This is a genomic window from Cupriavidus taiwanensis LMG 19424, assembly GCF_000069785.1.
Classification (GTDB): Bacteria; Pseudomonadota; Gammaproteobacteria; order Burkholderiales; family Burkholderiaceae; genus Cupriavidus; species Cupriavidus taiwanensis.
Genome location: NC_010529.1, coordinates 1 through 26757, shown reverse-complemented (window position 1 = coordinate 26757; position 26757 = coordinate 1). Strand labels below are relative to the sequence as shown.

The window sequence follows — 26757 nt, the reverse complement described above, 5'->3', positions numbered from 1 at the left end:
CGCGCTCTTCTCTGTTACTCCAATGCGGCGCACGTAACCCCATGGCTGATATGGCAAGCGTGGCCGGCGCGTCTGGGGCGCAATCGGACGTCGAGCCTCCGGCCACCGCGGGCCCATCTGAAAACGGTGCATCTCCATTTCGCTTCGATGCGCACGGGACCAGGTCCGCGTTCGCGGATGCCAGAAGAGGCCAACTCTTTAGCCATGTCAGCGCGGACCATGCGACGATCTACCGCGCGATTATGGATGTGTTCGCGAAGGCGAAGGCACAGTATCGCCTCCAACTTCGTCCCGACGAGGTTCTCACCGAGATCGCCCTGCCGGCCGGTATTGCCCGTCCGGACATCGATCAGCTCACCCAGCACCTAGACGCGCTGGTGCGCTGGGGAAACCTCGAGGCCCAGCAGGACATGGCGCGCTGGTCCTCCATCGCAGATTTCAAGCGCAACTACAAGATCTACCGCCTCTCAAAGCCCGGCGAGGCCGTCGAGGCGGCCTTGCAGCGCTACGACGAAGTCCTTCGACAACGCGCGGAGCTTCAGACGGTGGCTCTCGCGGATATCGAACAACTTTTGCGCGCCCTTGTCGCCCTCACTAGTAGCAAGGAGCTGGATGCAGACAAAGTACGATCGACATTGCGAGAGTTGACGGGTGTGTTTGCCACGATGACGGAGAACGCCGCCGCCTTCATGGCTGGCGTGGATCGGCACCTTAACCCGAGCGACGTCGAGGTCAACAACGTCGAGCGTTACAAGAAGCAACTGATCGACTACCTCGAGCGGTTCGTGAGCGACCTCGCGCGCCGCGGTGACACCATTTCCGATCTCATCCAGGCACTTGATAGCCATATAGAGAGCATGCTCTTCGCGGTTGCAGAGCGCCTGGCGCCAGACGCCGCACCCGACGCCGAGCAAGACGCTGAGCAAGACGCCGCCCGTCGCACGTGGGAATCTACTGACGCAGTCCTCGCCATCCGGCGGCAATGGAAGGACCGATGGACTGGCCTGCGTGGATGGTTTGTCAATTCCAACAATGACCCATCGACTGCCGACCTGCTCCGCCAGAAGGCTCGGTCAGCGATCCGTCAGCTTGCCATCGCGATCAAGGAGATTAATGATCGCCGCACCGGGCGCAGCGACCGCTCCACCGACCTGCGCACACTAGCAGCATGGTTTCTCTCATGCGATAGCGAGACAGACGCACATCGACTTGCGCGGGTGGCTTTCGGTTTGAACCCGGCCCGACACCTACCGCTGGACACGGCACAAGAGGAATATGTCCCGCCCAGCACCCCGTGGGCTGAGGGACCGGCGCTCCGGATCTGCCCCCGTCTGTATCAGTTGGGCGACGGCCCACAGCGCGGTCAGTTGCCAGGTGTCAAGGATCGTTCCGCCGATCGGCGGCGCATCCAGCAGTTGATGGAAGACGAGTCGAATCAGGTTGCGGAAGCGAGGCGCCGTTTTGCCACGGCGCTACCAATGCGGCTGTCTGAGCTTGGCGCCCTGAATACCAACGAATTCGCCCTCTTCCTCGCACTGCTAGGCGAGGCGCTCGACCACCAAATCGGCCCCGACGCTCCCACCGACATCCTGACCGGCGATGGATCACTGCTCGTGCGGCTTGAACCGCTAGGTGCGGACACTCACGCTGAGATTTCAACACCAAGCGGTACGCTCGCCGGCCGAGACCACCTAATCACCATAACACCTGCCTGGTCATGACCGAGGAAGACAACGTGTCTGGCGCCGACGCGCCCGCCCCCTCTGAAATCGCCGCGAAGCCACATGCCTATGAGCGCGAGGAAATGCGACTCGCCATGCGCGCTATCCTGATGACGCCGTTGATGTCCCCGGATCATGACGAATTCGGGCTGGTGCGACGGCACGCCAAGAGTTTGCAGGAGTTCTTGCGCCGCGAAACAGGCTGGGATCTGAGGGTGTCACCGAATGGCGCGAGACTGCGCAAGATACCCGCAGATTTCCAAGACGGGACTCGAGGGATTCCCGACTTTGACCGCCGGCGCTATGCGATTTTTTGCTTGGTCTGCGCGATTTTGAATGGGTCGCAAGCGCAGATCATGCTTCAACATCTAGGCGAGAAGCTGACCCTGGCAGCATCCGACGAAGCGCTTACCGCCCGCGGATTCGTCCTGAAACTAACCTCCCGTTCCGAGCGGCAGGACCTGGTCACGGTTCTCAGGACCCTGCTGACCCTAGGCGTACTCCAGCGTGTAGACGGCGACGAAGACAAATACGTCGCCGAGCAGTCCACCGAGGTGCTGTACGACATTAACCGTTGGCTGCTGAACGAAGTCATTACCGCGGTGCGCGGTCCGTCGACGGGCATTCGGGACGCCATTTCGACCGATGAGCGTGTGGAGTGGCTCGCGAAGGAAACAGTCTTCGACAACGAGGACGCGCGTCGCACGGCGATGCGCCATCACCTTTCACGGCGGTTGCTCGACGACCCGGTGATCTACTTTGCTGACCTTGACAAGGAAACCCACAGTTACCTCGCCACCCAACGCGGCCTGATGGCGGCCCGATTGTGCGATGCCATCGAGATGTCCGCCGAGCAACGCATGGAGGGCGTCGCACTCGTCGATGAACGCTGTCAGATGACAGATCTGAAAATGGGCGGTGACGGCACGATTGGCCATATCACCCTGCTTGTTGCCGAGTACCTTTCCCAGAAACACATTCGGGCAAGGCGCGACACGTACGAACTGGCTGCTTATTCGGCAATAACGGACATCGAAGACTTCGTACGGAGTTGCATCCCCACACACGGCTCACATTGGCGCAAGGAGGCGCGTGAGCCCGGCGCTGAACGATGGCTCGCCGAGGAAGCCCTCGAACGGCTTGAGAAACTGAAGTTGGTGGGGAAAGACGGGGAGCGAGTCTTCCCGCTTCCGGCCATTGCCAGATTCGCCCTTGGGACACCTAAAGTCAGCAAACCCGCCAGAACGCGAGCCTATCGATGAAAGATACCGACCACACTGATCCCCGGCACGACGATGAGATCCCTACGCCGACGATGTCCCGCTGGCAACCGATGCGAATCGGTCTCATTGACATTTACCTATACGACAATGAAGAGTTCGCTTTCTATGATGGCAAGCTGAACCTTCGCGGACGCAATGGTGCCGGCAAGTCGAAGGTCTTATCGCTGACCATGCCGTTCCTGTTCGATGGCTTTCTGATGCCCAGCCGGATGGAGCCTGACGCGGACCCCGGGAAAAAGATGCTGTGGAACCTGCTCCAAGGGAGCATCGACCGCCGCATTGGGTATGTCTGGATGGAATTCGGGAGGTTACGTGACGGCGATGAACCCGAGTACGTCACGTTGGGAGCCGGATTGTCTGCGGACAGTCGCCGGCCCAATGTGGACCATTGGTTCTTCATGATCGATGCCGGCGTCGCTGGGAGGGTCAACGATGACCTCTCCCTCATTGGCAACGGCAATCGTGCACTCACCAAAGACGGGCTGCGAGAGGTGCTGGCTTACCGGGGGCGCGTATTTGATACGACGCAAAGCTACCGCGACGCGGTCGATGAGCGTCTGTTCGGGGTGGGCACGACGCGGTACGACGCCTTGATGAATACGCTGATTCAGTTGCGCCAACCGCAACTGAGCAAACGCCCCGATGAGCAGTTGCTCTCCAATGCCCTCACCCAATCCCTTACGCCTCTACCAGCCAACCTCGTCAACGACGTATCTGAGGCACTGGTATTGCTTGATGAGCACCACGACGAACTTGAGAAATTCAATGAGCTGCGGAGGTCCGTGGCAAAGTTCGAGCGCCATTATCGTACCTACGCCGGCATGCAGACCCGGCGCAAAGGAAGACTCCTTCGTCAGGCCCATGTGGACTTCCAGACGGCAAGTTCTACCCGCCACGCCGCCACTGACCGGGTGAGCGCCGCGATCGCAGCCCAGGCCCGCGTGGAGATTGAACTCACCACCACCAATTCAGAGAAGGAACGACAGCAAACTCGCGTGAACGTCCTACGAGATGATCCAGCCAACAAGGATTCCTATCGGATGGCGATGGCTGCGGAGGATGCGGCAGAGCGCCGGAAGGCAAAGGACGAAGCCGCAACCGAACTCGACGAACGACGCCGCAAGCTAGACGCCTCCCACACGGTTGCAGGCGAGCGAAAAGACCATTTTGACAAGATGGGGCACCAGATTGCCGACATCCGGCACGACGTCACACGCATTGCGGGTCTTGCCGGCGTGAGCCGAGCGATTGCGAACAACCGACTCATCAGCAGTGAAGCGACGGATCTGGTGGGGGCCGATGACGCCGCGATCCTTGCTGCGAAGACCGCGCTCTTTGCCGAAACCGGCGTGCGGCGCAGCCAGATTTCGGAGATGCGCCGAATGCATGGCGTCGTGAACACCGCGCAGAACAAATTCGAGATGTTTCGAGATCTCCGCCACGACAAGGAGAGCGCGAAGAAAGCCGCGGAAGAGCGCCTCTCACAGGCCGACAATGAACTGGACGCTGCCTCGGACGACCTCCTCGATGCGTGGCAACGCCATTTTGTAGGGCTGCGTCGGATTAAGGTGGACGTTGATGGCAACATGGAAAGACTGGCGGAGTGGATTCAGCGGCTAGAGGAAAAGAATCCCTGCCTGACTGCGCTCTTGTCGGGACAGCAAGAAGCTGTCGAACAGATTGCCAAGGAAGAGGCGGAAATCAAGCTCAAGTGGCTGGCGAACGAACGCTTGGCTGCCGACTTGCAGGGCGAGCGAGAAAAGTTGGTCGCCGGCGTTGATATCCCTCCTCCCCCACAATACACCCGTGACTATGAGGCTCGCTCAGGCCGACCTGGCGCACCTTTCTGGAAGCTTGTTGATTTCAAGCCGAAGGTACGGCCGGAACAACGCGCCGGAATCGAGGCAGCGCTGGAGGGCTCAGGACTACTTGACGCGTGGGTCAGCCCTAACGGCGCGATCACGGACGCCGAAGGCAAGGTTTTGCCTCTGGACGCCAACTGGAGTCAACGGTCGTCGGTCGCACAATCGCCATTGAAGACCCTTCTCGCACCGAGCATCCCGCCGGAATGCGACGTGCCGACGGCCGTCGTCGAGCGGTTACTCGCCGGAATCGCCTGTTCAGACAACGATCCCGGTGGTGAGGCGTGGCTCTCGCCCAGCGGGCGGTACCGCCTTGCGTCGCTGGCGGGCGCATGGACGAAACCCGCGCCTGCCTATATCGGCACGGCGGCAAGAGCCCAGGCACGGGCAGCGCGTCTTTCCCTCATCGATGAGGCTGAAAAGGAGCTTGGTGCCGAACGAACTTCGCTGCGCGAACAGATCAATACGGCTGTCCAGGAACAGGAGCAAGTCAGGAAAGAGCTCGAGGACATCCCCAGCGATGTCGGGCTACGCCGCGCACATCTGGCGGTGAAGAGCGCCACGGAGAGCCTGAACAGCGCAAAGGCGGAGTTTTCACGTGCAGATACCGACTGCCAAGAAGCCGAACGTAGGTTGCAGCAAGCCGTTAATAGGCGGCTGGAAGCCGCGACGGACATGGGCCTCCCCGTCGAGCCGTCGGGTCTCACGGCCGTCGAGGATTCCTTGACCGAGTTGGATCCGAAATTCCATGGGCTTGACCACCTAGTGTACGGGATCCGACAGGCGTGGCGGGATTATGAAACTGCCTCACGCCATGAAGACGATTGTCGCCAGGAATTCGCCAAACAGGAGGCGATCCTCGCGCAATGCCAGATTGACGACACACGCGCGGAAGCCCAACTTGCGGTTCTGCGGGAAACGATAGGCATGCGTGTTGATCAATACGAAGAGTTGATTACCGCGGCGAGGCATGCTCTCAGCATTGCTACTGACGCCTATAACGCGGCAAATGCCAAACAAGTTGCGGCGGCAAAAGAGGAAGGTGCTGCGAACGAGGCGCTCACATCCGCTGAGACCCAGGTGAAGGAGGCGGCAGACAATCGGTTTCGGGCCATCGATGCATTCAAGCAAGTTGCGGAGGCCGGTCTGATTCCTGCAGCGCTCCCTGCCATCGACATTCCCGATCTCACGCGGCCATGGGCGGTCGATGCAGCCTTGGGCCTCGCGCGCAAGGCCGAGCAGGAATTGAGCAACCTCGAAGACACCGACGAGGCGTGGAGGCGTTCACAAAGCGTCATCAATACCGAGTTTCGCGAATTGGATCATGCGCTCAATGCACTCGGTCATGAGGCCCACGGCACCCAGTCTGATTCAGGCATTTCGGTAAGGATTGTCTTCCAAGGGAAGGAGGAACAGCCGCACGCTCTGCTTATCCTTCTGGATGAGGAGATTGTGAGGCGCGAAAACCTGCTGAGTGTGCGCGAGCAAGAGATCCTTGAGCAGCATCTCAAGCAGGACATCGCCATCGAGATTCATCGGCTGCTTAGGACCGCCGAAAAGCAGGTGCATGAGATCAACAGGGAACTGGACAAGTATCCGACCGCGACGGGAGTCAAGTTCAAGCTTCAGTGGGAGCCGACCAAGGACAACGCCGGCTCAACGGCGAACTTCGAGCGCCTGCGTACAATCCTCCTCCAAAAAAGCGCAGAACTCCTAACAGAAGACGAGCGCAAGGAGATCGGGGATTGGTTCCTCCAGCGCATCAAAGCGGAGAACGAGAACCCGGACTCCTATGGCCAAAAATCGGCAGACCGGCTCGCAAGAGCACTGGACTATCGTCTCTGGCACCGCTTCCGCGTTCAGCGCTCTCAAAACGGCGGATGGAAGTCGATTTCCGACCCGGCATCCAGTGGAGAACGGGCACTGGGCCTGACTGTGCCGATGATTGCGGCCGTGGCCAATTTCTACAACCAGAGCGCGGGCCAACTCGCCCCGCGATTGATCTTGCTGGATGAGGCGTTCGCCGGCATTGACGACCACGCGCGTGGGGACTGCGCCAAGCTGATCCAGATGTTCGATCTGGATTTCATGATCACCAGCGAACGTGAATGGGCATGCTATCCAGCGTTCCCAGGCGTATCGATCTGCGAACTGCAACGGGCGCCCGGCGTGGATGCGGTCTTTGTCTCGCGTTGGAAGTGGGATGGAAAACAACGGCGACAGGTTACCGGGCGTAGCAATCCCACGACGTTGCAATGACTGATGCGCCCTCTCCTCGCCTTCACAACCTTCTCGGTGGCGATGACCGGGCGTCGCTACGGGCGCGCCTGCGCAGGGTCTTCGAGCGCGAGCGCCCCGAAGCACCCATTGCAGGCGTAGTCAATCTGAGGGGACTCCCCCCTGCCCATATGGAGACGCTCCGCCTGATTCTCGGGCGCCCGTACCGGCATGCCGACTCCATTTCCTTTTGCCTCGAGGACGTCGACTGGGCATTACACCGAGCCGGGCTCGCGCCAAGCCTGCGGATTGCGCTCGAAATGTTGGATGGGCCAATCGTCAACAAGGAAAAGGCCCGCACCGACGAAAGGCTCGCGTGGGAGGGTGTGGCCGACAGTTGCCAGGACCCGCCCCTGCAAAGATTTTTGGAATCCAGCCTGGGGCGCGGACTGATCAAGCGCTTGTCAACGCGAAGCCCGGAACGTGCGCGAATCCTCTGTCGCCATGCGGCCGAGGTCCTCCAGAGGCTACCCCTGAAGGGCGTGCCACTTGCCCAGTTGGCGGCCGAGACCCACGGTGATGCCCACGCACTGGATCGCAACAGGCCAATCGCGTCCCTGGTCCTCGCCGTGTTACGCCAGTCGTCCACAACACCCGACGACGAAAATGACGACACGACCCGCACCGCCGACGAGGTGGCGGAGGAGCGCGCGCGCGATACCTGGGCCCGCGCCGGCGTACTGGTCAACGAGCTGGCCCGGCCCGCGCTATGCCTGAACCTCCCGATGCGTCCCTCCGACAGGAGCAGATTCATGCGTGGCGAGCCCGGCTATCTGACCCTACGCCAGCTAGTGCGTAATCCCGAAACATGGGAAGTCGCGGGGATCGCCGTTTTCGTTTGCGAGAACCCAGAGGTCGTTACCATCGCGGCCAACGCCCTTGGTGCATCGTGTGCCCCGCTCGTCTGCACCGATGGCATGCCGGCTGCGGCGCAGCGGCATCTTCTCACCAGCCTCAAGCGTAGCGGCGCCGACTTGCACTACCACGGCGACTACGATTGGGAAGGCATTCGTATAGGTAACCACGTCATGCGGGCGTATGGCACGAACGCCTGGAGATTTGGTGCCGCAGAATACGAGCGCGTGGTTGCTGCGACCCGCGACAAGGACTTCCCCGCCACCGGCGAACCTGTCCTAGCAACCTGGGAGCCGGAATTGACCACGATGATGAAGCTCCGTAGTCAGTCTGCGCCGAAGAGCGTGTCGTGGAGGATCTATTGGGCGACCTGGCGGCGGGATTCCGCACCTAGGCGGAAAAAGGAGTTGGTATATCTTAACGTGCCGCCTTAGACACTTCTAAATGGAGGAGGCTTGCTTGTAGCGGCGCCGTCGGCATACTTGTCGTGCTCGATTGTGCATCCGGTAGATCTAGTGGCAACAAGAACGAAATTCGGGAACACGTGGTGGGGCGAACGCTGGCTAAACGCCCTGCAGCATATTGACCACGAGAACCGGTTGCCGCGCGGCCGCGCCTACGTGCGAAACGGCGCCGTGACCTCCATGGAGGTGTCCGGTAGTTCGGTCACCGCACGCGTCCAAGGCTCGCGCGTCGAACCATACAAAGTCAAAATCGACATCCCGCCCTTTCAGCGCGCGGATCGGGACAGCCTTTTTAAGGTTCTTCGCAGAAAACCGTGGCCCGAAAGAGCACATTTTGTATGCTGATGTCTGTTTCTTCAGGTATCAGGGGGATGTGTGCTGGATCGCAAGACGCTGCAAGCACTGGGTTGCTGGAAGGGCTACCGGCTGGAGCGCGTGGAATGGCCGGAGGGAGAGAGCCGTACGCTGTCGTTGTACTTGAAGCCGGTCAGCAAGGTCATGCATTGCGAGGAGTGTGGCGCGCGCTGCCATCAGGTGCATGAGACAGTGGTCAGGCGAGTCCGGGACCTTCCGCTGTTCGAGTATCGGGTCGTACTGCACGTGCCGCGCCGGCGCGTTTGGTGCGACCGTTGCGGCGGTCCGAGGCTGGAGCGGCTGGAATGGCTTGGGCGCTACCAACGCGTGACGGCCCGCTTGGCCCAGGCTTGCGGCCACTTGTTGCGCCACTGTACGGTGCAGGCGGTGGCGGCCTTCTACGATCTGGGCTGGCACACAGTTAAATCGATCGATAAGGCTCGCTTGCGTGAGGCAGTGGCCGAGCCGGACTGGTCCAATATCCGCTACCTGGCCATGGATGAGTTCGCGCTACACAAGGGGCATCGATATGCCACGGTGGTAGTCGACCCCATTGGGCGGCAGGTGCTCTGGATCGGACAGGGGCGCTCACGCGAGACCGCCCGAGCCTTCTTTGAGCAGCTCCCCGCCGGCGTTGCGCAGCGCATCGAGGCCGTCGCCATCGACATGACGACCGCGTATGAGTTGGAGATCCGGGCGCATTGCCCGCAAGCAGAGGTGGTCTTCGACCTGTTCCACGTGGTAGCTAAGTACGGGCGTGAGGTCATCGACCGAGTACGGGTGGATCAGGCCAATCAGCTGCGGCACGATCGGCCGGCCAGACGGGTGCTCAAGTCCACACGCTGGCTACTGCTGCGGAATCGGGAGAACTTGAGCGTCCCCCAGGCGGTTCATCTGGATGAGGTCCTGGAGGCGAACCGGCCATTGCTGACAGTCTATCTGTTGCGCGACGAGCTAAAGCGGCTATGGTTCTACCGCCGCCCGGCGTGGGCGCAAAAAGCTTGGGAGCAATGGTGCGAGCAGGCTCGGCAGAGCCGAATACCTGCCCTGGAGTTGTTTGCGAAGCGCCTGCAAGGCTACTGGCATGGCATCTTGGCCCGCTGCCGCCACCCATTGAACACCAGCGTGGTCGAAGGCATCAACAACACCATCAAGGTCATCAAGCGCCGCGCGTACGGCTATCGCGACGAGGAATACTTCTTCCTCAAAATCCGCGCAGCCTTCCCCGGAATTCCTCGATGAACCCTTTTTAAGGCCATTGCCGGCAACCCGGCGCTCATCGGGCGGTTGCTTAATCGTGAAACTGGACCCGGCGGTACTCGGGCTCAGCCAAAAGGAAGGCATCAATGTCTTCCCAACCGGGTGGCGCGATCTTCGGATGACCTGCTCGTGCCCGGATTGGGCGGTCCCCTGCAAACACCTGGCGGCCGTTATCTACGTCCTGAGCGCCGAGATTGACCGAGACCCTTTCTTGGTGTTCAGCCTTCGCGGGCTGGATCTGGTCAGTGCGCTCGATGATTGCCGGCTCAGCATCCAGAACGAGGTGAACCGGCCAGTGCCCACGCTGTCCGATCTGCTACCTATGGCGGCGCCAGTACGTCGAGGGGAAAAGCGGGAGGAGCAGGCGCAAGTCACCGAATTCAAACCGATCGATTGTTCTTCGATCCCTGACCTGCTCGAACCGCTGAGTCGGTTGCTGCCCGAGCATCCAAGTTTCTCTTTTCCAAGGGGGATTTCCGGGAAGCGGTCCGCAGCCGTCTCGCTAGGGTCGCCAAGACTGCCGCTAAGAACCTGGCCGGCGAGAGGGATGAGGACGATTACTCGCCGATTCTCCCCTACGACAAGCCACATATCCGCCAAGGCCTGGTGTGGCCATCGACACTTGGTGCAGCGATGAGCGGAGTGACTCGGGCCACCGCGCCGTCGGATTTCCTGGGTGCATTAGCACGTATTGAGGCAAGCGACCTACCCGACTACCAGCCGGAGGTGGCGGCCTTTTATCAACTCCGGCTGGTGACCTTGCACCTGCTTAGCAAGGGAGCGGTCACACCCCAGATCTATGCCCACACCAATAACGTCGCAGGGGTGCGATGGTTGCCCGCGATCGCGGACGAGCAGGTGAAAGGTGTAGTTCACGCCGTGGCACTGCCACCGCGCCTACTTACCGTCGATGGCCAGTCACGCCCACGGAAGACGGTGGAGCGGTATGCAGGAGCCCTGCACCTATGCTCCGTATGGCTCACGCACTATGTCCGCACATGGGCTGGCTCGCCTAACGGCGACATGATCCTTGGGCTGTTCTTCACTGACAACTACGCCCACTTCGACCGGCCCGGCGAGGGCGCTATCCCGGGCGCCATTCAAACCTCCCTCTCCGCCTTCCATCTCGCCGAGCGGCGATTCTCGCCCGTCCTGCGGGTGGACGATATCGGGGCGGGCTTCACGGTCGACATTGACGTCCAGGACAGAGAGCACCCGACCCGGGAACCAACAGCCTTGGCAACCGTCATCGCAGACAATCAATGGGGCAAGCACCGCTATGCGGTTCTGCAGACAATCTCTGTGCTCGACCAGCACTGCCCTCCCATCAACGACTACGTACAAAGGGAGGCCAGGACGCCGATCGCCGTGTCCTCGGCGCAGTTGCCGTCATGGCTGAATGACACGCTGCCCGTGCTGCGGCTGATGGGGATTCGCTCGCTTTTGCCGAAGGGAATGGAAGCGCTGTTGCGGCCGAAGCTCTCCATGCGAATTGCCGGGCAACCGCCGAGTACCGTCAGTTGGTTCCGGGCTGACGACCTGTTCTCGTTTGACTGGCAGATCGCAATCGGCGATCACATTCTCGGCAAGCGTGAGTTCGAGCAGCTCGTGCAAGGCGCGAGTGGTGTCTTGCGGATCAAGGACGAATACGTTTATCTGGATCCCAAGGAACTCGCCAGCCTAAGCGCTGCCCTCGCTGCGCCCCCGAAGGTGACAGCTCCGGAACTTTTACGCATCGCCATCGCCGGAGAGCTTGATGGCGCGGCAATCGCGCGAGACAAGAACGCCGAAGCGATCCTCCGAAAATTGCAGGATATCGAGCCATGCTCGTTGCCTGACGGGCTGGAAGCACAACTGCGCCCCTACCAGGAGCGCGGGTTCAATTGGCTCTTTCGCAATGCTTGCATCGGCTTCGGGAGCGTCATTGCGGATGACATGGGACTGGGCAAGACCCTCCAGGTCATTGCCGCGATTCTCGCGCTCAAGCAGGTTGGCGCGCTCGATGCGGCCAAGGCTAGATAGCGTCAAGCAGGACGGCCGGTCCAGCGACAATCATTTTGGCCGGTTGGCCGGGATGATTGTCGGTGAGTGTTAGGTCATGGTTGTCGCTCCGTTATCGATGTCGCGGTGATTGTCGTTGTCGCTGGATGATTGTCGTCGGCGAGCAGACTGCTTGTCGCTTGCGGTGCGCCGACGGTAGCTTTCGACGTTCATTTCAAAGATCGTCGAATGGTGGACGAGTCGGTCAATCGCGGCGATGGTCATGCCGGGGTCAGGGAACACGTTGTCCCAGCCTGAGAACGGCTGGTTGGCCGTGATCAGCAGACTGCGCCGCTCATAGCGCTCGGCGATCAGTTCGAATAGGACACTGGTTTCGGCCTGGTCCTTGCGGGCGTACGACAGGTCGTCCAGGATGATCAGGTCAAAGCGGTCGAGCTTGGCCAGGGCTGCAGGTAACTGCAGGCTCTGCCTGGCTGCCTGCAGCTTCTGGACGATCTCGCTGGTACGCGTGAACAGTACCCTGTACCCAGCGTCGATCAGGGCATGCCCGATGGCCGATCCGAGGTGGCTCTTCCCACCGCCCGGCGGGCCGAAGATCAACACATTGGCACCTTTCTCCAGCCAGGAATCACCGCTCGCCAGTGCCATCACGTGCGCCTTGGAGACCATGGGCACAGCACTGAAGTCGAAGGCAGCCAGCGTCTTGGTTGGATCCAGGCGGGATTCGGTTCGGTGTCGTTCGATACGCCGCTTGGCCCGTTCGGCCAGTTCGTGTTCGAGCAAGGCGCCAAGCAGCCGGGTTGCCTGCCAGCTTTCCTTGTCGGCGCGCTGTGCGAACTCTGGCCAGAGCCGGCCAATGGTGGGCAGGCGCAGTTCGTTGAGCATCAACGTCAGGCGGGCGGCATCAATTGGGAGCGGCGCGTTCATGCTGCGACCCCCTGGCCCAGCAGGGCGTCGTAGCAACTGGTCGCCGGCATCTGGACATGGATGACGGGGTGATCGGCTTGCCGCGGCGAGAACTCCTCGCGCAGCGCTTCCAGATCCGGCAGATCACCATCGCCCAACATGGCTTCCAGGCGCACGGCCAGCACGGCTTCGATACCGTCCATGGCCGCCAGCTCAAGCAGGCCAACCATCGTCTTGCACGCGTCGCGTTGCGACAGCCGGGCATCAAGCTGCTCCCAGGTTCGCCGATAGGCCTCCCGAGGGAACAGATCGTCCCGGAACGCCAGGCCCTTGAAGGCCTGCGGCTTACGTTTGAGCCCCTCAATGAAGTGCCGATAGTCGATAGCGCGGCGGGTGCTGTGCGCGGCGTGGGAGCCCCGAGGAGTGCTGAACACCATGGCTCCGGACAGGTAGCAGTCCAGTCGGTCGCCGTACACACGCACCTTCAGACGGTGACCAATCAGGCGGGACGGCGCGCTGTAGAGGATGCCGCGCACGGTGAATGTGCTGCAACGGGTGACACGCGCTTCCTCTTCGGCAAAGTCCGTCGTGCGCCGGGGAGGCAGGTCCGTCAACTGCTCGCGCTCGAGACGGAACGCCGCTGCATGACGCCGGTTACGACGCATCACGACCTCGCGCAGGAGCGCCTCATAGGCGGCTCGATCCTCGAAGTCCCGGTGGCCGCGCAGCATCAGTGCCTGGTCGACAGCCTCCTTCAGATAGCGGTGGGATGATTCCACACTGCCGTTCTCGTGGCCCAGGCCGCGGTTGTTACGGGTGCCGGTCATCCCATAGTGGTCCAGCAGGGCTTCGTAGCGCGTTGTGAAGTCCTCCTGCTCCTTCAGGTTCTTGAACGCCGCCGAGAGGCTGTCGGTGCGATGTTCTCGCGGGCAGCCGCCGGCCTGCCAGAGCGCGTTCTGCAAGCCCGAGGACAGCGCCTCGAAGCTCTCTCCGCCTTCAACCACTTGGGCGTACTCCCAGCGCGAGAACGCGAACACGAAGTGATACAGGCGGTGAGGGAATGGAACGCCGGAGATGGTGATGCCCAGCGCCTGCATATCGGTGAAGTCCGACAGTGCCCGGATCCCCGGCGCGTGTTCCTGTGGGAAGAAGACTTCTTTGGCCGGTCCAGACACAGCCCGCCACTTGCTGATGCGCCGTTCGAGCGTGCGGCGCATGCTGTCAGGGTATTGGTCGGGATGGTCGTCCTGGAGCTTGCGCAGAATGGTGATGGCTTGCAGGCGCGGCTCGCTAGCAAGCATCGGCACGACCTCGGTGTCCCAGACCTCGACGAATGGATCGGGCCGCGAGCGCCAGTAACGGCGGGGCTTCTGCGAAGGCAGTTGGCTATCACGTTCGATACGCCGGGCACTGCGCACACTGATGCCGGCCTTGGCAGCGGCAATCTCCTGGGTATGCTGTTTGCGTTTGGACATGTAGAGGCTAACCTGTTGGTCGGTAATACGGGTTCCAGACATGGACTGACCGCTTATTGATGCGATCAGCCATCGTAGAACCCGGCCAACTCGGCGCCGCCGGTGGCGGAAACTCTCCGGCGGCTACGCCGCCTCCGAGTTCCCGCCACCGGCCAAGATGTTTGTCGCTACGCCGGACAAAATGATTGTCGCCGCCCACAAGGCGCTCGTGGTCGTCCCGACGACGCTACTGACTAACTGGGCGAAAGAGATCCAGCGCTTTGCCCCCGGCCTCACGTACGGCATCTTTCACGGCGCAAAGCGTGAGCTCAAGGCCGACCGCCCGGACGTCACGATTACTACCTACGGGGTGATTCGGCGGTCCGCAGCCATGCTCGCCGGCATGCAGTGGCACCTGCTCGTCGCCGATGAAGCGCAGAACATCAAGAACCCAGCCGCGGCACAAACCAAGGCGCTCAAGTCCGTCCCGGCCACCAACCACATCGCCATGAGCGGGACGCCAGTGGAAAACCGCCTGGCGGACTACTGGAGCATCGTTGACTTTGTCAATCCGGGCTACCTGGGCACGCTGAAACAGTTTGAGAAGGAGTTCGCGACGCCGATCCAGGTGCACGGGGATCATAGCGTCGTGGATCAATTCAAACGCGTGACGGCACCGCTCCTGCTGCGTCGCCTCAAGACCGACAAGACCATCATCAACGATCTCCCAGACAAGATCGAGCAGGACCGCTACTGCGCCCTGACAGACGAACAAGCGGCCCTGTACAAGAGGGTGCTGGATAGCGAACTGGAAGCGCTCGAAAACGCGGAGGCTAGCATCTCGCGCCACGGCCTCGTCTTCCGGATGACGATGGCACTCAAGCAGATCTGCAACCACCCGACCCAGTATCTCAAGTCTGGGGTTTTGCACTCGGGGAAATCCGAGGCGCTCTTTGAGTTGCTCGACTCCATCTATGAGCGCCACGAGAAGGTGCTCCTGTTCACCCAATTCCGGGAGATGGGCGAGATTCTCGCCGATTGGCACCAGTCGCGATACGGCCTTGCTCCGCTCTTCCTGCATGGAGGCACCACAACCACCCAACGCAATGCCATGGTCGAGCGCTTTCAGACCGACCCGGTGCAGCGCATCATGCTGATTACGCTCAAGGCCGGCGGCACGGGCTTGAACCTGACCGCCGCCTCCCACGTAATCCATTACGACTTGTGGTGGAATCGCGCCGCCGAGAATCAAGCCAGTGATCGGGCTTGGCGCATTGGGCAACATGCGAATGTTCAGGTCTATCGCTTCATTACCCAAGGGACTTTCGAGGAACGGATCAACGAGATGATTCAAGGCAAAGGCGCGCTTGCGGATTTGACTGTGGGAGCCGGCGACGAGTCGCTGGGAAGCCTCAGCAACGCGGAACTGCGCGACCTGTTCTCCCTGCGTCGCGGCACTTGAGTCGCCGATGCGATGGCCCGCTTGCCACGCGCGGGCCACCAGATTCCCGGGCATCGCAGAGCGGCAGGCTTGACTTCGCCGCGAACTAGGCTATTCTTACGTTCCCTTCCTAGGGAAGCAGGCAAAGACACCGCATCGCGGTCCATAGGGTTCGACTACATCAAGTTGGTGTAGAGGGCATGCACAGCCCAGTCTGACACTTCGTCAGGCCTTCGAATCGATAGCCCATATAGGAAGGATTCTTGACGATGCCGGCACACTTACGCCCGCATCGTCAAGAGTCCTTCCGATGGCTGTCTTGGATCGCGGGCATGGTGCCTGCGACACAGCTATCGGCTTATTTCCGCAAGGAGACAACGATGCCTTTGTCGCACCCCACCCCCGCAAATTCGACGCCACAAGTCCAGCCTCCGATCTGGGTGGCACAGCACGTTCTCGAGCGTCTGTTGGACCCGGACCATGATCCGGTGGACTGGATCGCCTTGTCGGCGATCGAATGGCTCGAACGGCTGAAGCTGCCCGAAACGTCGATTCTGGAGGCCGCCAAACAATCTGGCTTTCCCGAGCTTTATCGCCCTCTGAACCGGTACGAACTCCTCGACTTCTGCGCACGCACTGATGTCCCCTTCAAGTGGCGCTTCGCAGCGATGATGGCGTTTGGCGGAAGGTCCCGCAGGAAGGCGACCGGCTGCGCCCTCTGGGCGTGCGTGCCTGCCATTGAAGCGCTCGCCAAAAAACTGCCGACGATGACTCGCCGGCAGGCCTACCGTGCATTTCGCTATTTGATCGCGTCCGCCCAACTCGAAGGCATGGGCCCGTCCTTCTTTACGAAGGTGATGTTCTTCTTCGGGTGCTCGGGCGCCTATATCCTGGACCAGTGGCTCGCCAAGTCCATCCTGGCGCTGAACCGGGCCAACTGGACTGTAGGTGCAGACGGCGAGCCTGTGTTCGCGATCGCTGCGGATAACTACATCCGTCTTGTCGCGGCCAGCAAACCTGCCGCTATCGACCGGACGATGACCGAAGACGATTACGAGAAATACTGCCTGGCCGTCGAGTCCCTTGTCGCGGTCCTCGGACGCAAAGACGGCGCCGACACCGAGCGCTGGCTGTTCTCTCAGCCGCAGTCGGCATGGCGCCGCTTCTTGGCGAAGCTGAGTTGGAAGCGCCCGGATCGCCGTCTCAGCAAGCCGGCACCGCAGCCGCCCTCCAGCGTTAGCCGGCCGATAGCCGCTCGTGGAGATCAAGCATCGCTGTGATCTCGCCTGGCTCGAGGCTGTCGAGTCGGGAAATGACCATCGCCCGCGCGAAGGCCAGGCGGGGTATGTTCTCCGCAGTCGATCGAGTTCTGGACTGACCCGCTCAGGCAAACAGTTAGCGACTGGACTGAAGGTGGGGGCATCGTACTTTCCGTGCATTTTCTGGCGGTATGACCCCGAAAGCTTTTGGCTATCAAGGACTTACGGATGCACCGTCGGCCCGTGATTGATTGCACCGAGAAACCTTGCTGCGGGCGGCTCTGCGGTCCGCTACCGCCATTTTTTGCATGGAAAGTACGATGACCCCTTGCTGGCGCAGACGCACGTCGGCCGCCTTGTCATGGAAGCCGAAGGATTAGATCGTCTGACTCAATGCTGGAGGCGCTGCTGTCGTCGAGAGCTCGCATATCTAATCCAATCAGGCGTACGACGCGGCTGCAGGCACGACTACCCTAGCCAGCCGCGGCGTGCCCCAACTGTTGGCGCTACTTGGGCGGGCGCGCAATTACGCCAGACATCCACTTGCGCCAATCAGCCCGCTTAGTCGAACAGTCCAGGCAATCGGGGCTGGCGGCTTCTTTTTTTTCCTCGGCGAGCCGCAGCGTCAATGGATCGTCCTGTAGACAGCACCGATACGATCTCGTCTATTTCTTGCATCTCTCCAGACAGCATTTCCCGAATCCGAGCTCGTAAACGTCCAAGTCCTCGGGCGGATGCATCATGGGCGATCTCCTTCTCAAGGTACGTGCTGATCGACTGACCACACTTCCGGCCAAGTGCAGAGAGTCGCTTATGCATCTCATTGCTGGCGTCATATCGAGGGAACGGTACCTTTACGATCAGCTTATGAATATCACGCGCTCCGAAAAGTCCTCTAGATTGAAAATCCTTAATCTGAAAGTTAGCAAAATCAGAATTAATGAATGCTGACACATAGTCGGCTTCTGTTCTGGTCCCGAACTCAGCCCAATATGTCTTGTGTTCGGCAATGAAGGGCGCATCAAAATCCTGTCGGTCTACCACCGCGGCGCAGGCATCTTGTCCCGAAGACGTATAGATAACAAGGTATCGCGCAGATGGATTCTGATCGGTCAATTTGTTTTGCCAATTTAGCCATCGAAGCAGTCCAATTCCGTTTTTCCTATTTTTCTCCGTGCGGTGCTTATCCCAGAGGTGTTCTGCCTCAGAGAACCAAGCCGCGGCGTATCTTGAACGCCTACCCAAAAGATCGGCATTATTTAAGAGACTGAATGAAGTGGCTTCCTGATCTGACCCATTCTCAGTAATTGGAAGTGCCACGATGGGGGGGGAGAAAAGCGCGAAGGGTACGAGATTGTTTGCGATGGCTGTCCTGAAGATATAGTCGCCCTCAATTCGACCCGTTAGGGAATGGTTTTTCCAAGGCGCCTTTGCCTCTCGGGCCGCTGCCGTGGCGGTTCTGACAGACCAAGTGCGCCCGACAAAGCCGCCACCATCATAATCCGTTTCCAGATCAATGAAAAAGAAATTGCGTGGAACAACCGTCGCCCCTTGCGAGAATTTCTTCTCATATGCATTAGTGCCTATTGACTGCGTGGACCCGCCCACAGTAAACGCCGAGCGTGCGCCCGACGCACCTAACGTAGACAAGTGCCATGAAACGTCTTCTAGGCGGATGAATCTTGTAGCGTTCCCCCAATGTAGATGCTCGCGAGGTAGCTTTCCTTCCAGTCGCTTCCCAGGAAAAGTCGGAAGAGAAACTCGCCGCCGGAGGTTATCCGATGCGCTGTGTTTGAAGAACATAACGCATGAGGGAACACGGAAAAGTGGACTTACGTCGTTCAAGTCCCACAATTCCTTTAACTCGAGGCTGCTTACGGTTCCTCTCCGAATATTTTCATGTTGGGAAGCAGAAACGAAGCTCCTTGGCAGTACGAATGCAAGTGTTCCACTAGGTTTCAGAAAGTAATTGACCGAGTGTGCAACAAAGATCGCGGCGATTTCGAGGTGTGGGATATCAGCCCTTTTTGGGGGGGTGACGTTATAGTGATCTGCCAATCCCATTAGCATCTGTTGATAATCGGAATTGGTGACGTCCGCATACGTTAACCATGGCGGATTTCCCAAAATTAGATCGAACTGACCGCGCAAGAAAACAGGCTTATAGCTATTTTGAAGAATAAACTTCCAAATCGAGTCGCGCCCGTTAATGCTTGCTTCCTTCATGCCCCTGTACACGAAATACAAATCGTGCTTGAGCTGGTCGGTAGCCCCATCCAATGCGGAAGTCGCCAGCTTGAAAAACCTCGATTGGGCAATCAAGCCTTCATGCTGTCTCACCAGATCGTCGCAAAATGTAATGAGGGAATCAAATTCATCTGGGCCGGCTATTCTAGCCACATTTAGAGAGTACTGACGGTTGTCAACGCTAACTTTGAATGTGGATTCAAATAAGTCGGCCGATGTTTCCGGGACCAGTAGGGAGTTTGCCAAATAAATATGCAACGTTACTGGGTCATTTGATTGGGCAATCAGCTTCCCCATCGCGATGATGATCGTCGTTTTTGCGATCTGTACCGAAAGCGGGTGAATGTCGATTCCCACAACTCTTCTCGATATTGTGGTAGCGTCAATCTGAGGCGATTCATTTCGCATCTTCGCGATTGCGGCGCGCAGGAATGACCCGCTGCCACATGCGGGGTCTAATACTCGATACGTCTCGGTAAATCGGGTTTCTTCGACGATCTTTTCACACAGCCAGTCCGGTGTGTAATATTCTCCGAGTGCGTGACGAGTATCTAAATCAACAAGTTCTTGATAAACACCCTTGAGAATGTCTTCCCGAACATCAGTCAAGTCGTACTCGCCGATCCGATTATTAATTTCGCGGAAGGCAGGTTTTAGGCGGGAAAAATAGGGCTCAGCGTTTACCCAATGAAAGAAGTCGTCCTCGATAAATCTTTCAACGTTAAATTTCGCGAATTCCTTTCCGCTGAGGATGGATTTAACTCTTTGATCCCCTCTGGCGGTTTCCTCCGCTATGACCGAAAACGCGATTAATTTTGCAAAAATAGATAGATACGTGTGAACGAGGAACATTCCCGGTGAAGCATCGAACCGTCCATAAGCAACGCTAAGAAATTTTCTCCACTGATCAAGTGCCACCTGAAGTTCTGAGTGGTGAGAAAAATCTTTAATGCAGTCAAATAAGAAACTGATTGAATTGATGAACGTAGATGACGTATCACCAAAATCGGAACGGATACTTTCTAGGGTCGCAATCTTTGGCTGAGATGCGAACAGAATTTCATCGAGAAAAAACGGGAATTCGCCCAGGGATTCCTCGGTTAGATCAAATTTTCTAATCTCTCGGAGTGAATAATTTGATGTTAGAGAGAATTGCCCCATTTCCAAGGTGGACCAATCAGGGGCATATATTCGCCACTTGATTCCGTCGGTTGCGATAAGAATGAAGCGGTATTCTTGACCGGAGCGCCAGTTACCCGCAAGATATTCCTCTAGCTGTTCCATAGCGTGCTCACCGGTACGCGACAGGTCCTTTTCCCATTCCACAATGACGGTATTCGTCTGGGTGTCTGCCCGGCCGCGGCTCGCTTTGCCGCCACGAACAACGTTGGCTACGGTCCTCTCAGCACCGAGTGAAAGTGCGGCGATTAGTTCCTGCGCACCGAGGTCGTGCGCGAAGACGGCGGAGAGATATTGCAAGAACCGCTCCTTCTTAGCTGCCTCGGTGTTCGCACGACGCAAATCAGCTAGCAGCCTCCCACTCAGCGAATTCCCAAATGTAGACTGATTGTTCGACGATTTTTGCAAATTACCCTCTCGCTCTCATGTTTTGTCGGACTGCCGTCCCTAAATGATAAAGCTGTAGGCCGCCAGGTTCTCTCGGAGGCAGAGGTTTTTCAACACTCTGCTCAAAAAAATGACGAGGCGACAGCTGCGGCCAACAGAGTCCGAATTGGTGCACTTCGGGCTCGAAGCGGGCGGCTACGCAAGTAGCGGTAGCATTCTTAGCGGGAACGAATTCCATGGCCGGTCCGTACGAACGTTTCAAGTAGGATGCTGCTGGCCCTTCTTAAGCAGGGCGGGTTGCTGATGAACTTGATCGAGGAACCATCGCGCCATGCCATCCCATTCGTGTCGCCTTCTGGATGAAGGGTCCACTGCAATTCTTCGAGGGTCCAGTTGGACTTGCTGCTGTTGGTCAGCATTGAGCCGCATGCGAAGTTCGTCCCTTCCCTACACGCTCGCTTGCTAATCCACCGCGGCCCACGTTGCTCGCCACCCTGACTCCGCCAGTTGCGCCGCCTTTTTGTGCGGTGGGTAGCCCCGCTGAACTCGGCCGCGCACCCCTGCTGCTCCATCGCCGCCGCGGACGTTTGATTATCGAACTGGAACACCGCCTTCCAACCCATGCTGCCTTCTCGTCGATCATTCTGGGTAAATCGCCCGCAATCACTTTCATGGTGCTGACGGGTTACTGTGAGCGACTAGCGCCGCAGAGCGCGGCGCGACGAATTAGGCAGCTCCAGTCAGTACCTCATGGATGTTCGTCGCCGCCTTGAAGTCAACGCCGAGCGCCTTGAAGTGTGCTTTACCACACTTTATTCTCCGGTTCTCACTGTCGCGGAGCTTGTCGGAATCGAGCGTGCTCTTCGTTTCGCGGACAAGGTAAAGTTTCCCATCGTCCTCGAGGACGATCGCCCAGTCGGGGTTGTAGTTGCCGATCGGCGTCGGAACCTTGAATCCCCGCGGGAGCTTGCAAAAGAACTTTACTTGGGGATCCCCGTCGAGCCGTTCGGCCACCGTCCGCTCCACTTCCGAATCGAAAGAAATCCAGTCATACGGCGTCCTTGGCACTTCGGTGCCGTCCGGGAGAATTCCGGCCTTTTCTTTCACCGCGTACAGCCTGTCGAGGTATTCCTCAACTTCTGCCTCTTCAAACAGGCGCATTTCGTATGCCTGACCGGCAATCGGCTCGTACTTGATCCCGTCAACAATAAGTTCGTGGAGGGCTCGGTTGATTAGCTTGGCGCATTCCGTCATGAAGGCCTGCGGATTTATCCCGAAGTAGTTGAGTTGTCCGCAATCCTTAAGGATACGTACGAGCGTTCCGCGCGTGAGCTCGGTTTCGCGTTGAAGGAATGCAAGTATGTCCGGAAGCGGCTGCTCGTTGGCCACGACATATGTGCGGTTGCTCGTCACGAGCCCGCCGTCCACCCCGGCTTCGGTGATGTCGACTGATCGTTTCGTGACTTCTATCCGGACGGCCTTGATCTCAGGCATGTCTCGCATCTTTAAGATAGCCTTCGCGATCAGCTCGTCGGTTTGGAATTCCACCGAGTAGCGAGTTTTCCGACTGATCTTTTCCCAGAGAATCTGGAACTCGGGATTGAGTTCGACCCGCTTGTTGTACTTGACTGACTCGCGCATTCGGGCGTCCTTAACGAAGTCGCGGGGGACGAATCGGTTGAGACGGCCTACCACGGCAGCCTCGAATCCCTCGGCGGAAAAATCCAGGGGTAGATTCAGGGTGAAGCCTTCAGAATTCGGCTTGAAGGCACTTTCGAAGTCGCCGTTTCGGTCGAGGAACCCTTTGGACACAAGGTGCTTCCAGATTGCCTCGGATTGCTCCTCGGTGAGTTGGGCAGTTCCTTCCGGGTTGAGCAGAGGAGTGAACGCCAGTTTCGGAACCCGACCAAAACGGAAACTTCCGTCCGGGTCGATGGCCTTTTCAATGTCGGCCTGAAGGCCCTTGGCGTAGTCTTGAAAAGACTCGTTCGCGATGACCGTCAAGCGGTTGATCTGTTCGTTGAAGATCCGGTCCCCGTCTTTGTTGACGGGAAGGCGAAGTCCGCGGCCGAGCGTCTGGCGGCGTTCATTTTCAGTTCCCATCTCCCGGAGTGTGCAGATCTGAAAGACGTTCGGGTTATCCCAGCCTTCTTTGAGTGCCGAATGACTGAAGATGAAGCGGAGTGGCTCCTCCGGGTCGAGCAGCCGTTCTTTGTCCTTCATGATCAGCTCGTACGTCTCGTCATCCTTGGCGGTGCTGCCGCTCGTGTCCAGAAGTGTGACGACCTTGCCCTTCCTGCGGTCTGCCGAGAAGTAGCCGTCGTGAACCTGCTCGGCTGAGTAGGTGAGCACGCCCTGGTAAATTGACTTGGCAGCGACCTCTGCATAGATCTCTTCGAACCACTGAGAGACCTTTCCATTGCACCGGTTCCCTTCGTCGTCATACTGGCGGTAGCTGCCGACCTGGTCGAGGAAGAACAGCGACAGGACCTTGATCCCGAGCGCCTTAAATTTCTTCTCTTTGGCGAAGTGCTCTTCGACGGTTTGTCGAATCTGATTCTTCATGCGCTCGTCGGCCATGCCCCCCGTTTCCCGCGATAGCTCGAGGATCTGCCCATTTCCAAATTCGATATACTCGCTTCCCGGTTCGGCGCTGATGTTGGTGACCTGATACCCCTCGTAGTCGGAGCGGTTTGTGAACAAGGATAAATCCGCGCCGTGCTTGAGCGTGACTGGTTTCTCCCGCGGTCCGTTCGAGGTATCTTCGAAAACCGTGACCTTGGCCTGAGGCGTTTTGGCCCTTCCCGGATAACCAATCCAGTCGAGGCGGACCATCGTCCGGTTGAAGTCCCGTACGGGATTCGCATCCACGACTTCGATTTGCTTGACTAGCCGGAGGTCATATGCCCGAATCGGGTCGAGCTGGTAGAGCAGGTTGTACGGGTGGACGTGCGTCGCCGAGTAGCGCAGGCAGAGGAGCGGATTTAGTCCAGCGATCGCTTTTTGGGATTTCGCGGTGGTATCGACGCTCTGCGGCTCGTCAATTATGACTATCGGGTTCGTTGCCCGCACGAAGTCGATCGGCTTGCGGCCCGACATTCGATCTTGCTCCTGATGGATCACATTTCCAGCTTTTTCCGCATCCTTCGCGAAGGCTTGGATATTGATCACCATGATCTGGATCTCGTTGTTTACGGCGAACTGCCGGACGCGGCTCAGATCCCTCGAGTTGTACACGAAGCTGTCGAACGCGACGTTGTCATACAAATCTCGGAAGTGGTCCCGCATCAGCACGAGAGAAGTCGTGACGCCTTCGCGAATCGCGACTGACGGGACGACGACGACGAATTTCCGGAAACCATAGAGGCGGTTCAATTCAAACACAGTGCGCAGGTAGACGTAGGTCTTCCCGGTACCGGTCTCCATTTCAATGGAGAAATTCGGGAAATCGTACGGGCCGCCTTCTTCGATCAAGGCTCGGGATTTCGGAACGTTGTTGCGTGCTTGGACAGACTGCAAGTTTGCAAGAAATTGCGTCGGAGCCAACGGCATTATGTTGCCGATCCCAAGCTCGGCATGTTCGCCGCCGAACATCGTTTCCGTTCCGAGCGTGACGGAATGGCTATCCTGGCTGAACGCCATTCCCTCGAACAGGTCCGTTACGGCGTTGAACGCGTCGTGCTGGTACTCCAGCGTTGAGTCAAATTTGAGCTTCATCGTAGAGCCCTGGGTTAAACAGTGCGAAATACGATCTGCGAGGCTTTCTCGCGGCCCTGGTTGCGCGCGGCGAAGGTCTGAACAGCGTTTGCCTTTAGCTGGTCGTTGCCGCCGAAGGCCGAATCGAGGCAGAAGAAGTGCATCGGTTCTGCTGCGGCGACAGCATCGATCAGTTCCTTCGTGATCCTGTGGGCTAGGCAGATCAGTAGCGCGCCGCTTGCTACTGAATACAAGGGAAGGTCGGCCATCTCCACGGTTTCTACCTTCGCCGTTGGGCGGAAGCCGGCTTTCAGCAGGATCTCGAAGAGAAGGGCTTCCTGGGAGGCCGAGGGATCGACGTGCTCGACATGGAGTTCAAGTTGTTCAGCGATCTGGTCGACCGTAGCGTTCGCTCCAATCTGTTGCCATCGGCGGAAGTTCGACTTGTCCAACTTGAAAACGCGGAAACCGAGGTCAGCATCGGAAGAAGTAAGCTCTGCCTGGCGTGCATCCTCTCCGGAATAGCGGTCGAGGGCGCGCCGCAGGCGCGATTTGCTGATTTCTGCGATGTTCTCAGGAAGGCCGTTGTCCCGACAGAAACTTAGCCCCTCCTTATGCTCCTTGACGCTCGCGTCCAAGCGCTCGGGAAGCTGGACCATGATGAATTTGCGTTTGGCCCCATCCCTGGCATTCAAATCCATGACGGCTTGGGCCGACGCGCACGAGCCGGCGAAGAAATCGAGAAGGATGTCCCCGTTGTCTAACTGAAAATCGAAGATGTACGCGAGCAGTTCGTAAGGCTTGGGGTTTGTGAACACCTTTCGATTTCCCAGCAGACGGCCGATCTCGTTAGCGCCGGCACGACTGTCCAAGTGGATGACGCTCGACAATTTCTCCTCGAAGTCTTTGAGGTATTCCTTGATCTGTACGATTTGGGTATGGTCGTCACCGAAAATGATCTTCTTCTGCTGAATAAGCTCCTTCATCCGCTCCTCGGGAAATCGGTACCCATTAGCTGGCAAGACGCAGTTTTCGCCTGTTTCAGGATGCTCGACCCGGTAGACATATCCGCCCGGCTTCGGGTTATGGACCTTCCGAGATCCTGTATATACGCCGTCATTGTCGACTAGGTTGTAGTGCGTGATGGACGCGAGCGATTCGGAGTTGTCCTTGATGAATCGGCGGAAGTGTTCCTGGATCACCCCTGGACTGGAGTACACGGGGCGCAGTTCTTCGTACTTGGCTAGCATCATGTCCTTTGCGTCGCTTACCCGGCTCTTCCAAACGGCGGGGCATCTGGAGATATCCTTCGCGAAACAAACGATGTACTCGTGCTCAACGGCAACCCTAGTCGGGTTGTTGTCTGTGGCGCCTTTCCAAACAATGGTGGCGATACGGTTCGATTCTCCGTAGATCTCGTCCATCAACCGGTTGAGGTTCTCGATCTCGTGCTCGTCGATCGACACGAAAATCGTCCCATCCTCGGTAAGAAGGTTACGCGCCAGGTAAAGACGCGGATACATCATGTTGAGCCATTTTGTATGGAAGCGCCCTTCGCTCGCTGTGTTCGTGGCGAAACGCTTGCCTTCTTCGTCCGTGAGTTTCGCGTAGGCGAGATACGTCTCGAGGCTCTCGGAGTAGTTATCAGGGTAGATAAACTCATTGCCGGTGTTGTACGGCGGGTCAATGTAGATCATTTTGACCTTGCCGTAGTACGACTTCTGCAGGAGCTTGAGGACCTCGAGGTTGTCACCCTCTATAAAGAGGTTGTCGCTGCTGTCCCACCGAACAGACTCCTCCGGAACGGGTTTGAGTGTGGCGTATGACCGGTGTTGAATAGTCTTCAAGCAGTCCTTCTTGCCCGGCCAGTCCATCCCGTAACGCTCCCTTCGTGATTCGAAGACCTCCGTGAAGGCCCCCAACTCCGCCTTCAGCCTTTCGAAATCGACACTAAAGACGAGCTCGTCGTGATCGTTCTTTGTCTCGGTAAAGACCGACGGGAAAAGGTCACGGAGCAGGGCGCGTTTATCTGCGGCAATGTCGAGAGCGCCGCCATCGAGCGGAACGGGGAGTTTTCTGGAAATGTCGTTCATGCCAATCTTATTTAAATG

At 58.5% G+C, this 26757-nt stretch carries 14 protein-coding genes; 9 read left to right on the top strand and 5 right to left on the bottom strand.

Translation table 11 applies throughout. From position 1 onward, the window contains the following. Positions 1-41 precede the first annotated feature (41 nt). From RALTA_RS26770 to RALTA_RS26745, 7 genes are all read left to right on the top strand, one after another. A complete protein-coding gene (locus tag RALTA_RS26770; protein WP_020384426.1) occupies positions 42-1721 on the top strand; it encodes a TIGR02677 family protein in 1680 nt (559 codons plus the stop codon). Beyond that, complete coding sequence (locus RALTA_RS26765) at positions 1718-2983, top strand: TIGR02678 family protein (protein WP_012354409.1); 1266 nt, start codon at positions 1718-1720, stop codon at positions 2981-2983. Before RALTA_RS26770 ends, RALTA_RS26765 begins: the two co-directional genes overlap by 4 nt. Beyond that, positions 2980-7125: a TIGR02680 family protein gene (locus RALTA_RS26760; protein ID WP_012354408.1), complete on the top strand. Its 4146-nt coding sequence runs from the start codon at positions 2980-2982 to the stop codon at positions 7123-7125. The genes RALTA_RS26765 and RALTA_RS26760 overlap by 4 nt, the downstream gene beginning before the upstream one ends. Further along, on the top strand, positions 7122-8432 hold the full coding sequence (locus RALTA_RS26755) for a TIGR02679 family protein (RefSeq protein WP_012354407.1): 1311 nt from the start codon (positions 7122-7124) through the stop codon (positions 8430-8432). The genes RALTA_RS26760 and RALTA_RS26755 overlap by 4 nt, the downstream gene beginning before the upstream one ends. Positions 8433-8837: 405 nt before the next feature. Beyond that, on the top strand, positions 8838-10058 hold the full coding sequence (locus tag RALTA_RS26750) for an ISL3-like element ISRta1 family transposase (protein WP_012353615.1): 1221 nt from the start codon (positions 8838-8840) through the stop codon (positions 10056-10058). 136 nt (positions 10059-10194) lie between these two features. Next, positions 10195-10713 carry an SWIM zinc finger family protein gene (locus RALTA_RS31110; RefSeq protein WP_081712770.1) on the top strand — a complete coding sequence of 173 codons (519 nt, stop codon included), beginning with the start codon at positions 10195-10197 and terminating at the stop codon, positions 10711-10713. Further along, complete coding sequence (locus tag RALTA_RS26745) at positions 10710-12098, top strand: SNF2 helicase-associated domain-containing protein (protein WP_018003936.1); 1389 nt, start codon at positions 10710-10712, stop codon at positions 12096-12098. Before RALTA_RS31110 ends, RALTA_RS26745 begins: the two co-directional genes overlap by 4 nt. A gap of 69 nt (positions 12099-12167) precedes the next feature. Here the strand turns inward: RALTA_RS26745 and istB are convergent, their stop codons facing one another. Further along, positions 12168-13004 (bottom strand): IS21-like element helper ATPase IstB, encoded by an 837-nt coding sequence (gene istB, locus RALTA_RS26740; RefSeq protein WP_012354406.1) that lies wholly within the window; start codon positions 13002-13004, stop codon positions 12168-12170. After that, a complete protein-coding gene (gene istA / locus RALTA_RS26735) occupies positions 13001-14500 on the bottom strand; it encodes an IS21 family transposase (protein WP_012354405.1) in 1500 nt (499 codons plus the stop codon). The genes istB and istA overlap by 4 nt, the downstream gene beginning before the upstream one ends. 139 nt (positions 14501-14639) lie before the next feature. Between istA and RALTA_RS26730 the strand changes: the two genes are divergently transcribed. Further along, positions 14640-15899, top strand: a complete 1260-nt coding sequence (locus tag RALTA_RS26730) for a DEAD/DEAH box helicase (RefSeq protein WP_196813391.1) — start codon at positions 14640-14642, stop codon at positions 15897-15899. Positions 15900-16258: 359 nt separating this feature from the next. Further along, the gene (locus RALTA_RS26725; protein WP_018003842.1) at positions 16259-17158 is read left to right on the top strand and encodes an 8-oxoguanine DNA glycosylase OGG fold protein; all 900 of its coding nucleotides are present in this window, start codon (positions 16259-16261) and stop codon (positions 17156-17158) included. A 540-nt stretch (positions 17159-17698) separates the two neighbouring features. Here RALTA_RS26725 and RALTA_RS29265 read toward each other — a convergent pair. The 3 genes from RALTA_RS29265 to RALTA_RS26715 form a co-directional block, all read right to left on the bottom strand. Continuing rightward, entirely contained in the window at positions 17699-20863 is a 3165-nt protein-coding gene (locus RALTA_RS29265) for an N-6 DNA methylase (RefSeq protein ID WP_115671136.1), read from the bottom strand. A gap of 813 nt (positions 20864-21676) precedes the next feature. Further along, a complete protein-coding gene (locus RALTA_RS26720) occupies positions 21677-24667 on the bottom strand; it encodes a restriction endonuclease (protein ID WP_012354402.1) in 2991 nt (996 codons plus the stop codon). A gap of 14 nt (positions 24668-24681) precedes the next feature. Continuing rightward, entirely contained in the window at positions 24682-26739 is a 2058-nt protein-coding gene (locus RALTA_RS26715) for a site-specific DNA-methyltransferase (RefSeq protein ID WP_012354401.1), read from the bottom strand. Positions 26740-26757: the final 18 nt, after the last annotated feature.

Coding starts and splice junctions, on each gene's coding strand:
- RALTA_RS26730 (WP_196813391.1), top strand. CDS start 14,640: ATGATTGTCGCCGCCCACAAGGCGCTCGTGGTCGTCCCGACGACGCTA.
- RALTA_RS26715 (WP_012354401.1), bottom strand. CDS start 26,739: ATGAACGACATTTCCAGAAAACTCCCCGTTCCGCTCGATGGCGGCGCT.
- RALTA_RS26745 (WP_018003936.1), top strand. CDS start 10,710: ATGAGCGGAGTGACTCGGGCCACCGCGCCGTCGGATTTCCTGGGTGCA.
- RALTA_RS26765 (WP_012354409.1), top strand. CDS start 1,718: ATGACCGAGGAAGACAACGTGTCTGGCGCCGACGCGCCCGCCCCCTCT.
- istB (WP_012354406.1), bottom strand. CDS start 13,004: ATGAACGCGCCGCTCCCAATTGATGCCGCCCGCCTGACGTTGATGCTC.
- RALTA_RS26770 (WP_020384426.1), top strand. CDS start 42: ATGGCTGATATGGCAAGCGTGGCCGGCGCGTCTGGGGCGCAATCGGAC.
- RALTA_RS26755 (WP_012354407.1), top strand. CDS start 7,122: ATGACTGATGCGCCCTCTCCTCGCCTTCACAACCTTCTCGGTGGCGAT.
- RALTA_RS26760 (WP_012354408.1), top strand. CDS start 2,980: ATGAAAGATACCGACCACACTGATCCCCGGCACGACGATGAGATCCCT.
- istA (WP_012354405.1), bottom strand. CDS start 14,500: ATGTCTGGAACCCGTATTACCGACCAACAGGTTAGCCTCTACATGTCC.
- RALTA_RS26725 (WP_018003842.1), top strand. CDS start 16,259: ATGCCTTTGTCGCACCCCACCCCCGCAAATTCGACGCCACAAGTCCAG.
- RALTA_RS31110 (WP_081712770.1), top strand. CDS start 10,195: ATGACCTGCTCGTGCCCGGATTGGGCGGTCCCCTGCAAACACCTGGCG.
- RALTA_RS26720 (WP_012354402.1), bottom strand. CDS start 24,667: ATGAAGCTCAAATTTGACTCAACGCTGGAGTACCAGCACGACGCGTTC.